Raw genomic sequence first — 14,062 nt, forward strand, 5'->3', positions numbered from 1 at the left:
TTTTTTATTCAGTATTTGTTAGTCGCCTGCAAACATGTAGCCTTCGCCATGAACAGTGACAAAAATCTGCGGGTTCTTCGGATCGAACTCCATTTTTGCTCGCATACGACGAATCAGAACATCGATAGTGCGGTCGTTTGGCGCGTCAACTCGGTGGCTGATCATGTTAAGAATTCGCTCACGACTCAGTACCTGATTCGGGTATGAGGAGAGTGCTACCAGCAGTTCGTACTCTGCTTTAGTGAGCTTAACTGGCTCCCCATTACGACTTAAAGCACGGCGCTGAACATCAAATGTCCATTCACCAAAACGAACGATATTGTCGTCCTGCTGCGCTGCATCTTGCGAAACTGAAGCGTTGCGTGCCGATGAGATACGCCATAAAAGGTTTTTAACGCGAACTAATAGTTCACGTAACTCAAATGGTTTGGTGACATAATCATCTGCGCCCATTTCTAAGCCAACGATTTTATCAATGCTATCCGTGCGTCCTGTTACCAGGATGATTCCAATGTCAGACTGACTGCGAAGTTCGCGTGTCAGCATTAGGCCATCCTCACCAGGAAGGTTAATGTCTAACATCACCAAATCAATCGCGTTGTTTTGTAGCGAATCACGCATCTGTTCACCGCTTTCCGCTTCGCTAACGTTGTAACCTTCGTTTTGAAAGTATCCAACAAGCTTGCTACGAGTTACTGCGTCATCTTCTACAACTAGTACATGATAGCTCATCTACACCACTTCATTTACATTGGGAATTGCTCTAAAGTGTATTCTATTCATAAATAGTAACATTTCTAGTATTTATCACTTTAAAACCAAGAAAGATGATTTTTTCTTGATTCAAGACAAAACTCACCCATCTATTCATATCCATTCATAAGTAATATTAACTTGTCACACAAGCCGTTATCACTATTCATTTTTATTGGTTAAACTAGTAGATAGTTATTTTAGGAGTTGAACCTAATGCAAGAAATTAAAGCATTTAATGAAAAACGCGCTGAGATTTACTGGTGGTTGTCGAGCCTGTTTGCTAACGAGCTAACAGAGGAAAACATTGCCCAGTATCATTCCGCTGAAATCCGCTCTTTCCTCACTGGTCTGGGTGAAAATGCCGCTTTAAAACCTGCTATTGAACGAGTGACTGATGCGCTTAATCGTTTAATGGACCGTGAAGATGCCCAACTAGAACTGGCTGCAGATTTCTGTGATCTGTTCTTAAAATCGGACAGAGACTCCGCGCTTCCCTATGCCTCTATGTATATTGGCAATACTGGTCTTCTTAACGATGCACCGGCTAAGGAAATGGAAGATCTGATGGCGAAACATGGTGTTGCGGTAGAGAAAGATCTTAACGAACCAGCGGATCACCTAGCCATCGAACTGGATTTTCTTGGCAACCTGATTATTCGCTCCAACGAGTTGGAACAAGAACGTCACCTTGAAGACGCACTAAAAGAGCAAGAAGAGTTCATTCAACAACACCTACTAAGCTGGGTGCCAAAATTCTCTGCTAAGTGTCAGACACTGGACCAATTTGGCTTTTACTCAGCGATTGCCAGCCTGACTAATGCATTCCTAGAGCTTGATTGCACTTATCTAGCTGGCGAATAAAACAACACATTGTGAGCTGTAACATGCTCCTTTGACGTTTTTTTGTTTGCTCTCTGAGAGTTTGCGGTCTAAAATCGTGACCGCAAACGATAAAAATGAACGATTCAAATACAAACCGCTAAATAAGGGCGGTTTTTGTGTTTCTGATACTTTCTGCCAGACTATTTTATTCTACACTTGAATATATTTCCGTGGCAGTCATCGACAGGACAAACCTTATGGCCACTATTAAAGATGTTGCTCGCCTAGCCGGTGTTTCAACAACCACTGTGTCTCACGTGATTAACAAAACGCGCTTTGTTGCTGAAGCTACTCAAGAAAAAGTAATGGAAGCGGTTAACGAGCTTAACTACGCGCCAAGTGCCGTTGCTCGTAGCTTAAAGTGCAATACCACTCGTACTATCGGTATGCTGGTGACACAGTCAACAAACCTGTTCTTTTCTGAAGTTATTGATGGTGTAGAGAGCTACTGTTACCGTCAGGGTTATACACTCATTCTATGTAATACAGGCGGCATCTACGAGAAGCAACGCGATTACATTCGTATGTTGGCAGAGAAACGTGTAGACGGCATTCTAGTGATGTGTTCAGACCTTACTGAAGAGCTGAGCGAAATGCTTGACCGTCACAAAGACATTCCTAAAGTAGTTATGGATTGGGGTCCAGAAAGCTCGCAAGCGGACAAAATCATCGATAACTCAGAAGAAGGCGGCTATCTGGCAACCAAATACCTTATCGAACGTGGTCACAAGGATATCGCCTGTCTGAGCGGTCACTTTGAAAAGGCAGCCTGTCAGGAGCGTATTCGCGGCTTTAAACGTGCGATGACTGAAGCAGAACTGGCAGTGAATGAAGATTGGATCCTTGAAGGTAACTTTGAGTGTGACACTGCAGTTTTAGCGGCTGATAAGATTGCGGCTATGGACAACAAACCAAGTGCTGTTTTCTGTTTCAACGACACTATGGCGCTCGGTCTGATGAGCCGTCTACAGCAAAAAGGCATTCGTATTCCGGAAGATATGTCAGTGATTGGCTACGACAACATTGAGCTGGCTGAGTACTTCTCTCCTCCGCTAACGACCGTCCACCAACCAAAACGTCGTGTTGGTAAGAACGCGTTTGAAATCTTGCTTGAGCGAATTAAAGATAAAGAGCACGAAAAGCGTATCTTCGAAATGCATCCAGAAATCGTTGAGCGAAATACAGTTCGTAATCTTAACAAATAGTTAGCCTATTCGCTTAGCCGGTAGCATCACTATTGGCTAAGCGTATGTTTCCCCTCTTTTTACTGAACCAAGATCACACTTATCCGATTCCGGCGTGATGTTCTGCGCATATTTTATTTATGCTCTAAATGTTCGAATAATGCCACGAACAGGGCAAACCACTCCGAAAGGGTGGGACGCAAAGCCTCCGGCCTTCAACATTTTATGTCAGGTAGCGGGGTTGCCGATGGTAAATATGCAATGGTCATACGCGAATTGCTCACGTTTGTATGACACCTTACTAACACAGTACCTGCATAAATTTGCTAATCTCTCGGACCTGAATTGGTGGCGTATAACAATACACCGAGAATACACAGCATGGATAAACCAATACTAAAAGACTCAATGCGATTATTTGAGCAACTTGGCTACATCAAGTCTCGTTCAATGTTTGGTGGCTTTGGCATTTTTGCTGATGACACGATGTTCGCACTCGTAGTCAACGACAAGCTTCACGTTCGTGCCGACGCGGCACTGACTAAACAGTTTAAGTCTCAAGGACTCGAACCTTATGTTTATAAAAAACGTGGATTCCCAGTTGTAACGAAATACTTTGCCTTGTGCGAAGATTGGAGTTGCGACCAAAACAAAACACTTGAAGTTGCCAAAATGGCGCTCGACGCAGCAAATAAAGAGAAGAAGACTCAGTCTCAGGCTAAGCCAAATCGTCTCAAAGATTTGCCTAATTTGCGTCTGGCGACTGAGCGTATGCTTAAGAAAGCTGGCATCGAGAGTGTTGAGAACCTTGAGCAAACCGGCTCTGTTAACGCATTTAAAGCAATCCAGTCTACCCACTCCTCTGATGTTAACATCGAACTGCTTTGGGCGTTAGAAGGTGCAATTAATGGTACTCACTGGTCTGTGATTCCACAAAACAGGCGTCAGGAGCTGCTAAACGAGCTCAGCCATTAATAGAGATTTTTTATTTCTATAGCAAAAGTCAGCCTCAGGGCTGACTTTTTTATTGTGTGTGAAATTTACTGCTTGCATTCCCTGTCTAGTCTATTAACACTTTGATTTATTCAGCTTTGATATGTGATGGAGATGTAGTATGAATAAAAAATTAATCCTTGGCGTGATTTTCATCGCTTTAATTGTCCTGTTAGCACTCAATTTTGGTCAGTACCTCACCCTTGAAAACGCCAAGGCACAACAAGCTGAACTTGCCCTGTTTATTGCCGATAACTTTGTTGTCGCAGCTGCGAGTTATTTCTTTGCCTACATCGCCATCACGGCTTTCTCGGTACCTGGAGCGGCTGTAGTAACACTCTTAGGCGCTGCGCTGTTTGGCTTTTGGACCAGCCTGATTCTGGTTTCTTTTGCCAGCACAATTGGTGCTACCCTCGCCTTTTTAAGTAGCCGCTACTTATTGCGCGATTGGGTTCAAGCTAAGTTCGGTGAGAAGCTGTCAGCAATCAATCAGGGCATTGAGCGCGATGGTTCGTTTTACCTGTTCTCACTGCGTCTTATCCCTGTATTCCCTTTCTTTTTGATCAACCTGCTCATGGGTTTGACTCCTCTGGCGACGGTAAGATTTTACCTGGTGAGTCAGTTGGGTATGCTACCTGGCACTGCGGTTTACCTTAACGCTGGTACACAACTTGCGCAGATTGATAGTCTATCCGGTATCGTTTCGCCAAGCGTTCTGGCCTCTTTCGCTCTATTAGGTCTGTTCCCAGTGATAGCTAAATGGGTGATGGGGAAATTCAAGGCGGCGCCTTCAACCTCTAACGGGAAGGTTTAATGCGCGTTTACTCTGCGGCAACACCACCAGAGGCTCATATTGTTTGTGAGCTGCTCAAATCACGCCACATCGACTGTGAGGTTCGTGGAGAGGGGCTGTTTGGTCTGCAGGGAGAAGTCCCTTTCGGTGAGAATAGCGAACCTTATATCTGGTTACTTGATGAGCAGCAATTACCATTAGCACAAGCGATAATTGCTGAGTTCAGGAGTAAACAGGCTGGGTCTGACTGGCCTTGTCAAGAGTGTGGTGAGCTCAATGAAGCGCAATTCGGAGTATGCTGGCAGTGTGGAGCCAGCGCTCCTTAGCGATTATTTTTCATCAATTTGCTGTTGAATAAACGCAATCGAGTGTTGGTTGAACTCTTCCGGACGCTCAACATTACATACATGACCACAGTCAGCTATTTCTAGTAGCTGACTTTTCCGGTGCGCTGCCACCATCTCTTTAACCGGCTGAATAAACATATAGTCGCGCTCCCCCATTAAGTAGAGTGTAGGGATCGGCAGCTCGCGGTCTTTAAAGTATCGCATCAGCGGGTTCACTTCTGCGGTGAGAATAAACCAACGCTTAAACTCTTTTTGGCACAGTTTCTTGGCTTCGCGGATAAACAGGTGTCGCGACTCTTTCTGGGTTCTCTGCGGCATAACGATGTATGCAAAAAGGCTGTATAACCACATATAAGGGACAATGTGCTTACAAAGGTTACCCAGCCTCACTAAAACCTGAGAACGGGTGTTGAGGCGCGTAACAGCGCCTCCTAGCACCATAGACTTAACTCGGTCAGTCGATAATTCAGCGATATTACGCACTATGATGGTACCAAGAGACATACCGACAAAGTGTGCCGAGCGAATCTTCAGATGATCAAGAACTTTGAGAATATCCAATGTGACAGCTTTAAAGGTGTAGCGATTGGCGATGAGCTCTTTAAGTAACTGATTGGATTTACCGTGGCCACGAAGATCAATCAACAACAAGTTGAAATGTTGTTTGTATGCTTTGATCTGTTTAAACCAGATTGATGAACTTCCCCCTGCTCCATGCACAAAGACGACCCACTCGTCACTGGTTGGGTGGGCAAAAGTTTTGTGAAATAGCAAAGTATCGCTCATAGCAGCCAGGAATCACTCAGGTTCTAAACATTGGCTAAGGAGATTACCATAAACCGATAAGGAATTAAGTCAGCAGGTGTCATTTATGCCTATTTCTTTGGCTAAAAAATGTAAATATGATGCAAAAAAGGCGTCAGAAAGACGCCTTTGATTGGGTTATGCATTGAGTGCACTATGATACAAGTTGATATATTCATCAGCCGCTTTGGACCAACAGAAGTCCTGCTCCATCGCATATAGCTGAACACGCTTTACCTCGTTAGGCTCTTGCGCATAAAGCAGCAGCGAACGTTGCAGAACATTGAGTAGCTGTTGAGGTTCAGGTTGGTCAAAGACGAAACCTGTCGCACAGCTAGGGTCAGCATCGTAATCATTAACACTGTCACGCAATCCGCCGACACCACGAACAATCGGTAAAGTGCCGTAAGCCATACTGTAGATCTGATTCAGACCGCAGGGCTCAAACTCAGAAGGCATGATGAAGAAGTCAGAACCGGCTTCAACCAAATGAGCAAGCTCATTGTCATACGCCTCAACAAAGACAAACTTATCACGGTTGATGGCTTCGATTTCCTTCAATTGACCAGCCAATACTGGATCGCCGGTACCGACAATCACAACCTGAACCTGATGGCGTAAGAAAGCATTTAAAATAGGTATCAGGTAATGAATACCTTTTTGGTTCGTCAGTCGACATACCATACCGTACATAGCCACATCACCGGTTTCTAGTCCAAGACGTTGCTGCAGCTCTTTCTTACATGCGTTCTTACCACGCACCATACTTTGACGACTCGCCTTATAGTTCACCGGCAGAGCTGGATCAGTTTGCGGGTTCCAGGCTGAGTAGTCACAGCCATTGAGAATGCCAACCAGATCGCTCGCTCTGTGCTGGAACTCAGCCGCCATACCATGGCTACCCAGTTCGGTCGTCAGTTCTTCAGCATACGTCGGACTTACCGCATTGATCTTATCAGCGTTTATTACCCCGGCTTTTAGCATGGTGACATGAGTATCACTAACCGCCGCATCAAACGCATGGCGTGTATGCATTTCTGGAAGAAACTGCAGTTCGTCGTAACTGAAGACTCCTTTAAACACGGCGTTATGTACTGAAAGGATGCTCTTAGTCTGCGCAAAGAACTCATCAGCAACATAACGATGCTTAAGCAAGTAAGGTACGAACCCTGTATGCCAGTCGTTAGCGTGAACGATATCAGGTTGGAAACCAAGTTTAGGCAACATATCGAGACATGCAGCACTAAAGAAAGCAAAGCGTTCACCGTTATCCTGATACGCCTGATTGTTTTCGGCATACATTTCAGGACGGTCAAAGTACTGTGGACAATCAATCGCGTAAGCGGTGACACCAGCCACTTCAAGCTGCTTGACCTTATAGTGAGTGTGAGGCCAGTACTCAAGTTGCGTCTCAAGTACCACCGGGGCTTGATCGATACCTGCTACTTTCTGGTAAGCAGGTAACGTTATACGAACATCTTGCTGTAATGTGAGCAATGCTTCAGGCAGTGCCTTGGCAACATCTGCCAAGCCACCACTTTTGATTAACCCTTCTACTTCCGATGCTACAAAAAGAATAGAAAGATTCTTAGTAGCCAATACGTGCTCCTTTTGGAATAACAACGATTCCCTCGTCAGATACATGATAATGTTTTTTATCTTCTGACAGGTTTACACCAATTTGGGTACCCGGTGCAATATCCGCATCCTTATCGACGATAACACGTCTCAGCACACAACCTTCACCTACTTTCACATCACCAAGCAGAATACTTTCGCTGATATCACACGCTGAGGCGATATTACTGCGAAAGCCAAGCACTGACTTCTCAATGCGTGAACCACGAACATAACTACCACTACACACCAAGCTGTCGATGATTTGTACCCGACCGTTATCGGAATCGGTAAAAGTCGCTGGCGGTAAAGGTGGGTAGTATGTATGAAGCGGCCACTTACGGTTGTAGAGGGAGAATGGAGCGTCCTTCTTCAACAGATCCATATGCGCTTGCCAGTAAGCGTCTATCGTACCGACATCTCGCCAGTACACTTCTTCTTTCTCACCAGTGATGCGGTTGGTACTGAAGTCATAAACAAACACATCTCCACGCGGGAACATTTTCGGAATAATGTCTTTACCGAAATCATGGCTCGAATCCGGGTTATCCGCATCCTCTATCAGCTCAGCAAATAACGTCTCTGCTTCGAAAACGTAGTTACCCATAGAGACGAGTGCATGCTCAGGATCTCCTGGGATAGATTTAGGCTGACTTGGTTTTTCTTCAAAGCCGATCATACGCCCTTCGCTATCCACTTCGATAACACCAAACTGGGACGCTTCACTTAATGGCATGCGCAGAGCAGACACGGTTAATGATGCTTGCTTCTCTTTGTGGAAATCGAGCATTTGCTTGATGTCCATTTTGTAGATGTGGTCAGAACCAAAGATACACACTTGTTCAGGTTCAGACAGTTCCATAAAGCGTAAGTTTTGATAGATTGCATCAGCAGTACCTTCATACCATCGCTTACCTGTACGCATCTGAGCAGGGATTGGGTCGATAAAGCGGTCTGTAATGCCATTGATGTTCCAGCCTTTCTTAAGGTGGTGGAACAGAGATTGAGATTTGAACTGTGTTAGTACGTAAATGCGCATCAAGTCGGCATTTACAAAGTTGTTCAGTGCAAAGTCGATAAGACGGTAGCTACCGCCAAAAGGAACCGAGGGTTTACTACGAGACTCCGTAAGTGGGCGCAGGCGAGAGCCTTCTCCACCAGCAAGGATCATTCCCAAAACACCAGCCATTTAATTCTCTCCATTTTATTTATATTGTAATGAGCCATTATTTAGGGGGGCTCATCTAAGTCCTTTTGTCCACGCAAACTCCTAACAGGCGTAAACACAGCTTTTTATGCCATTTAAGAGTCAAAGCCGAACTCTTAGCAACAAAGGATTATTATAAGTTATCGTATTTCAGGAAGATTACAATTTAAAACATGCTGTCCCATCGACCACACAATTGTTGCTTGTCGGGGCTCTGCGATAGCTCACACTATCTCGCCACAAGGTCACAAGACGGCAACAAATTAACTACATTGGTGTGACTTTGCTCGCATAGACGTGGTGAATGGATAGCGTGATAAATAGAGGTAGAACCGTGTGGACAACTTAGGCTCTCTTCCTCTGACGAGAATCTGGGTGAATATAGATTGTGGTTTGTTTAGATTGCGCCAGATAGAGGGAACTATCAGCCAACGCCAGGGCTTGCTGTAAACTCATCTGAGGTTCAATAAGAGCGCCACCAATAGACAGCTTAATCGGATGACGAAAATCTTGCCTTGCGACATCTTGATGCGCATCCACATATTGTTTTATGCGGTTCGCGATACGCTCCAGGGTCGGAGTCTGCTCACAACGAACCAAGACAAGAAACTCGTCTTCAGCCCACCTTGCAGCAACGTCATATTCTCGAATCGCTCGTTGTAATCCTTTTGCCACTAGCTGCAACGCACTTTGATAATCGCGCTGAGCCTGTTCAGAGTCTGACAAAGGCGTAATGCCGGCATCAATCCATAACAAACCAAACTGATGCTGCTCGCGAGAAGAACGGGCTAATTCGGCACTAAGCTCTTTTTCCAGTCCACGCTTGTTGTGCAGCTGGGTCAAGACATCAAATGTCGCTAACTGATCAAGAGCGGCGGTTCGTGACGCAACAAGGTGATCCAATCCTTTGCGGCTGTGATGTAATTCATTCTCGAGTTCATTAAAACAGTGGTCGATACATTTTGCAGTGAGTGGTTGATTAGCCGGTGGTTCTTTCGTTAACTGAGCAAGGCGCTCGGTCCAATGCTCTAGTGGAATCAGCCAATGTTTTACCAGCCAGCCAAAAAGGATGGTTGCAAACAATAAGGTAATCGCCAAAAGTGGAAAGTAGAGCTGACTCGTCACCCAACCCGGTACCATGGTGTCAACACTGACAAATGTCACCTCATACCAACCCAAAGACTCAATATAGTGAATCGCTACCGCAGACTGACCTGAAGCCTGCTCTACCATTAAAACCTGAGCTTCTTGGCCCTTCTTCTGTAACTTCATCAGTTTTTCTAGTGCCAGATAGTCACTGTGGTTGCTGATTACACTACTCAGTAGTGGTTTTCTTGAACGACTATCGCGCAATGGATAATGAGTGGAATCCGCAGAAAGTACTAACTGAATTCTCATCTGCTCATCAATGAAAAAGGTTTCTATACCCGAAGGGTGGTAGTCCGAAAACTGTTCAAATAGCGACGTTACATCTATGCCTGTTCCAACGATACCTAAGAACTGTCCATCCTTCTCGATGGTTTGGTTAAGCCAGATTCTGGTCAAATTAAGGTGAACATCGTGGGCGATGTTGACCGACAGCTCTACCCCGTTCTCTTTTTGTTCAAAGAACCATTTATCTATAACCGCATCCGGATCCAGATAGTGGCGGAAAAAACTCAATTGGCGAATACTATTTACATCGTTGTAGTGATAGGCAAGATTCTGGTCTAAAGCGATAAAGAAATTCTTCGAATCGAGTCGCCAGCGAAAATGCTCTAACGTATCTTCAGCAACGGCCTGATAAACGGAATCATCACTATTTTGAGCCCATGAAGTGATATTGGGGTGATTAGCCAGTTGTTTGATTAAATCAGACTGAACGGCTATTGGTTTTAATACTTGGGCATCGTTTTGTGCAGAGACTTGCGCATACTCCCACAGCAATCCTCCGATCACTTTATCGAGTACTTGTTTAGAAATAGCGTACGTAGTCATTACAAAAACGACACTACTAACAACAATGATAATAAGAAGCTTTAGTCTCTGTCCCATCTCGTCCTTCCAGTTGCCCCTCTAAAGGATTAGAAGCTACGGATAACATTGTCAAAATAGCAGCAGAGAATCTCAATATAAACTTCGCCATTAGGTAAATAGTTTTATATTGATCGCATTTATATGAAAACAGTCATTCGTTCGGCTAAGAAAAAAGGCAGCTAAGATTAGCTGCCTTTTGACTATCTAGAACCTACTTCTTTTTCGCAGGTTTTTTTCGCTTGTCCGTGATTTCCCACTTACCGTCCACATACAGTGCTGTGTAACCCGAAGGTTTACCGTCGACTTCAGAACGGACATAGTTCTCTTTCGACTTGCGGCTAAAGCGAACTACCATAGGCAGGCCATCTGGATCTTTCTCTGGAGCCTCTGTCAGATAGTGGAACTTAGGCGAAATTCGATCTTTAAAACGAACCAGCTCTTCTACCAGCGGTGCGCGCGTTTCACGTGATTTAGGGAACGTGCTCGCGGCTAAGAACAGACCTGATGCACCGTCACGAAGAACGAAGTAAGCATCAGAGTTCTCACATGGAAGTTCTGGTAGGTGAACCGGATCTTCTTTAGGAGGAGCAACCTCACCGTTTTTGAGAATCTTACGTGTGTTCTTACACTCTTGGTTAGTACAGTCCATGTATTTGCCAAAGCGACCGTTTTTCAGCTCCATATCGCTGCCACACTTGTCACACTCAACAACAGGGCCGTCATAGCCTTTCACTTTGAACTCACCGTGCTCGACAACGTAACCGTCACAGTTCGGGTTATTACCACAAACGTGCATCTTACGTTTCTCATCGATCAGATAAGCGTCCATCGCCGTTTCACAAATCGGACAACGCTTTTTAGCACGAAGCGCAGCTGTTTCAACATCTTCTTCAAGAACATTGATGATGCCTTCTTCGTCACCTAAGTTAATCGTCGTTTTACAACGCTCTTTAGGTGGTAGCGCATAACCAGAACAGCCAAGGAATACACCTGTCGACGCAGTACGAATACCCATAGGACGTGAACACGTCGGACATTCAATATCGGTGTAAACGATGTGGTTCGGCTTCATACCGCCTTCTTCTTCATCCAGTTCAGCTTTCGCTAGATCGCCTGTGAAGTCAGTGAAGAAGTCATCCAGCACGCCTTTCCAGTTAGCGTCGCCTTCAGCAATTTGGTCGAGTTTCTCTTCCATGCGTGAAGTGAACTCATAGTTCATCAGGTCATCAAAGCTGCCGTCGAGACGGTCAGTGACGATTTCACCCATTTTCTCTGCGTAGAAACGACGCTGCTCAACTTTAACGTAACCACGGTCCTGAATCGTTGAGATGATTGATGCGTAAGTCGAAGGACGACCGATGCCTCGTTTCTCAAGTTCTTTAACCAATGCGGCTTCAGTAAAGCGCGCTGGCGGCTTAGTGAAGTGCTGTTTAGGGTCCAGCTTAATCAGGTCGATGCTGTCACCAACTTGTACCGCAGGAAGGATCTGATCTTCATTCTTACCAAGTGGACGTTGAACGCGAGTCCAGCCATCAAACTTAAGAATACGACCTTTCGCTTTCAGCGTGTACTCTTCAGCTTTAACGCTGACAGTAGTTGAATCATATTTAGCCGGCGTCATCTGACACGCAACAAATTGATTCCAAATCAGCGAGTAGAGTTTATGAGCGTCAGCTTCCATACCTTTCAGGTCGTCAGCTTTAACAGCGACATCTGAAGGACGAATAGCTTCGTGCGCTTCTTGAGCACCCTCTTTGCTGCCATATACGTTTGGCTTAGCCGGTAGGTAAGCATCACCGTACTCGTCACCAATGAAGCCACGAACCGTTTCAACGGCTTCAGCACTCAGGTTGGTTGAGTCGGTACGCATATAAGTGATGTAACCTGCTTCATACAAACGCTGAGCAAGCATCATGGTTTTCTTAACACCGTAGCCTAAACGCGTACTCGCCGCCTGCTGCAGTGTTGAAGTGATAAATGGTGCTGACGGTTTGCTAGACGTAGGACGGTCTTCACGTTTACATACTTCGTAACGTGCTTTTTCAAGCACCGACATTGCTGCTTTGGTTTCTGCTTCATTGACAGGCTTAAATGCAACACCGTCTTTCTGAGCAACCTGCAAGCGGAAGTCTGTTTTGTCCTGAGTCTTAGTATCAGCGTGGATATCCCAGAATTCTTCAGGAATAAACGCTTTGATTTCGCGCTCGCGCTCTACCAGTAGCTTTACGGCTACCGACTGTACACGACCAGCAGACAAGCCACGCGCAACCTTCTTCCATAGCAGTGGAGAGACCATAAAGCCTACCACACGGTCCATGAAACGACGTGCTTGCTGTGCGTTAACACCATCCATGCTCAATTCGCCCGGTTTCTCGAACGCTTGCTGGATAGCATTTTTTGTAATCTCGTTAAATACTACGCGTTTGTATCGCTCTTCATCACCACCGATGATCTCACGAAGGTGCCAAGCGATAGCCTCTCCCTCGCGGTCCAAATCGGTTGCTAGATAAACGCTGTCCGCGTCTTTGGCCAGTTTTTGTAGTTCTGCGACTACCTTCTCTTTACCTGGCAGTATTTGATAGTTCGCTTCCCAGCCATGATACGGGTCAATACCCATCTTCTTGATCAATGACTTGCGATCTTTTTCTTTCTTAATACGTGCTTTTTCTTCAGCACTTAAGCCTTTGGTTGATACCGCCGCAGCTTTCTGGCCTGTGCTTTGGCCAGCAGTCGGTAGATCACGAACGTGACCTACACTGGACTTTACAATGAAGTCCTTACCTAAATACTTATTGATGGTTTTCGCTTTTGCAGGCGACTCCACAATAACCAGTGACTTACCCATAATTGACTCAAGTGTCCTTTATCGAGTGCGACAATATATCGCACGACATACTTAATACTTTGCTTCTTTTTTTACTATTGAGCGAGATTGCAAGAAGATCAATATCTTTTTTAAATTTCTACATTGACTGCTCGACAATGCAGCGATGTCTTAGAAATGGAAAACAATCTAAAACAGTAGAAGTCGCCCAATCAATTCGGCCAAGTTATGAAAACGCCACATACTAAACGTCTTAAGATCGACGATGCCAACTTAAGGTAAGGTTTTTTGCCACCAGTCACAAAACCTACACGCTTCCGTCTTTCAGCGTTAAGCACTCGATTGATCTATCGCAATTGATTTTGCCGTGTTTATCCATACAATTTTCAACACACCTGTTCATCAAGAACAAACCATCAAAGAAGGTATCCCCTAATGAGCGAAAAGAAAGTCGTCTCTCAACTTGAACTGTTAATGATTGCTAACCATATTATTCAGGAACACGACGATTACATTGATGGAATGCGCGCAGATAGCGTAGAAGAAAAGGACGATGTGTTGGTATTTAAAGGCAACTATTTCCTTGATGACAACGGCTTACCGACGGCTAAAACAACTGCGGTATTTAATATGTTTAAG

Annotated in this window: 12 protein-coding genes and 1 riboswitch; of the genes, 6 read left to right on the forward strand and 6 right to left on the reverse strand. The window is 45.0% G+C overall.

Annotated features, from left to right (window positions below; all coding sequences use genetic code 11):
* Positions 1–18 precede the first annotated feature (18 nt).
* Positions 19–732: a two-component system response regulator TorR gene (gene torR, locus RH46_RS18020; RefSeq protein WP_006880955.1), complete on the reverse strand. Its 714-nt coding sequence runs from the start codon at positions 730–732 to the stop codon at positions 19–21.
* 237 nt (positions 733–969) lie between these two features.
* Here torR and torD point away from each other — a divergent pair, with 237 nt between their 5' ends.
* From torD to RH46_RS18045, 5 genes are all read left to right on the forward strand, one after another.
* A complete protein-coding gene (gene torD, locus RH46_RS18025; protein WP_006880956.1) occupies positions 970–1,617 on the forward strand; it encodes a molecular chaperone TorD in 648 nt (215 codons plus the stop codon).
* 218 nt (positions 1,618–1,835) lie between these two features.
* Positions 1,836–2,843 (forward strand): HTH-type transcriptional repressor PurR, encoded by a 1,008-nt coding sequence (purR, locus tag RH46_RS18030; protein ID WP_006880957.1) that lies wholly within the window; start codon positions 1,836–1,838, stop codon positions 2,841–2,843.
* Positions 2,844–2,985: 142 nt separating this feature from the next.
* Positions 2,986–3,071: riboswitch (cyclic di-GMP riboswitch) on the forward strand.
* A 132-nt stretch (positions 3,072–3,203) separates the two neighbouring features.
* Positions 3,204–3,797, forward strand: a complete 594-nt coding sequence (locus RH46_RS18035) for a TfoX/Sxy family DNA transformation protein (protein WP_006880958.1) — start codon at positions 3,204–3,206, stop codon at positions 3,795–3,797.
* Between the two features lie 139 nt (positions 3,798–3,936).
* Complete coding sequence (locus RH46_RS18040; protein ID WP_006880959.1) at positions 3,937–4,629, forward strand: TVP38/TMEM64 family protein; 693 nt, start codon at positions 3,937–3,939, stop codon at positions 4,627–4,629.
* The gene (locus RH46_RS18045) at positions 4,629–4,934 is read left to right on the forward strand and encodes a putative signal transducing protein (protein WP_006880960.1); all 306 of its coding nucleotides are present in this window, start codon (positions 4,629–4,631) and stop codon (positions 4,932–4,934) included. The genes RH46_RS18040 and RH46_RS18045 overlap by 1 nt, the downstream gene beginning before the upstream one ends.
* 3 nt (positions 4,935–4,937) lie before the next feature.
* Here the strand turns inward: RH46_RS18045 and RH46_RS18050 are convergent, their stop codons facing one another.
* The 5 genes from RH46_RS18050 to topA all read right to left on the reverse strand — a co-directional run bounded on the left by RH46_RS18050 (position 4,938) and on the right by topA (position 13,444).
* Positions 4,938–5,741, reverse strand: a complete 804-nt coding sequence (locus RH46_RS18050; protein WP_006880961.1) for an alpha/beta fold hydrolase — start codon at positions 5,739–5,741, stop codon at positions 4,938–4,940.
* 156 nt (positions 5,742–5,897) lie between these two features.
* Positions 5,898–7,358, reverse strand: a complete 1,461-nt coding sequence (gene glgA, locus RH46_RS18055) for a glycogen synthase GlgA (protein ID WP_006880962.1) — start codon at positions 7,356–7,358, stop codon at positions 5,898–5,900.
* Complete coding sequence (gene glgC, locus RH46_RS18060) at positions 7,348–8,565, reverse strand: glucose-1-phosphate adenylyltransferase (RefSeq protein WP_006880963.1); 1,218 nt, start codon at positions 8,563–8,565, stop codon at positions 7,348–7,350. The genes glgA and glgC overlap by 11 nt, the downstream gene beginning before the upstream one ends.
* A 363-nt stretch (positions 8,566–8,928) precedes the next feature.
* Positions 8,929–10,617: a sensor domain-containing diguanylate cyclase gene (locus RH46_RS18065; RefSeq protein ID WP_006880964.1), complete on the reverse strand. Its 1,689-nt coding sequence runs from the start codon at positions 10,615–10,617 to the stop codon at positions 8,929–8,931.
* A gap of 193 nt (positions 10,618–10,810) precedes the next feature.
* Positions 10,811–13,444 (reverse strand): type I DNA topoisomerase, encoded by a 2,634-nt coding sequence (topA, locus tag RH46_RS18070; RefSeq protein ID WP_006880965.1) that lies wholly within the window; start codon positions 13,442–13,444, stop codon positions 10,811–10,813.
* Between the two features lie 414 nt (positions 13,445–13,858).
* Between topA and RH46_RS18075 the strand changes: the two genes are divergently transcribed.
* On the forward strand, positions 13,859–14,062 hold a 204-nt coding region (locus RH46_RS18075; RefSeq protein ID WP_006880966.1), incomplete at its 3' end, for a DUF2498 family protein.

It is taken from the genome of Vibrio brasiliensis LMG 20546 (assembly GCF_000189255.1).
Taxonomy (GTDB): domain Bacteria; phylum Pseudomonadota; class Gammaproteobacteria; order Enterobacterales; family Vibrionaceae; genus Vibrio; species Vibrio brasiliensis.

Coding starts and splice junctions, on each gene's coding strand:
- torR (WP_006880955.1), bottom strand. CDS start 732: ATGAGCTATCATGTACTAGTTGTAGAAGATGACGCAGTAACTCGTAGC.
- torD (WP_006880956.1), top strand. CDS start 970: ATGCAAGAAATTAAAGCATTTAATGAAAAACGCGCTGAGATTTACTGG.
- purR (WP_006880957.1), top strand. CDS start 1,836: ATGGCCACTATTAAAGATGTTGCTCGCCTAGCCGGTGTTTCAACAACC.
- RH46_RS18035 (WP_006880958.1), top strand. CDS start 3,204: ATGGATAAACCAATACTAAAAGACTCAATGCGATTATTTGAGCAACTT.
- RH46_RS18040 (WP_006880959.1), top strand. CDS start 3,937: ATGAATAAAAAATTAATCCTTGGCGTGATTTTCATCGCTTTAATTGTC.
- RH46_RS18045 (WP_006880960.1), top strand. CDS start 4,629: ATGCGCGTTTACTCTGCGGCAACACCACCAGAGGCTCATATTGTTTGT.
- RH46_RS18050 (WP_006880961.1), bottom strand. CDS start 5,741: ATGAGCGATACTTTGCTATTTCACAAAACTTTTGCCCACCCAACCAGT.
- glgC (WP_006880963.1), bottom strand. CDS start 8,565: ATGGCTGGTGTTTTGGGAATGATCCTTGCTGGTGGAGAAGGCTCTCGC.
- RH46_RS18065 (WP_006880964.1), bottom strand. CDS start 10,617: ATGGGACAGAGACTAAAGCTTCTTATTATCATTGTTGTTAGTAGTGTC.
- topA (WP_006880965.1), bottom strand. CDS start 13,444: ATGGGTAAGTCACTGGTTATTGTGGAGTCGCCTGCAAAAGCGAAAACC.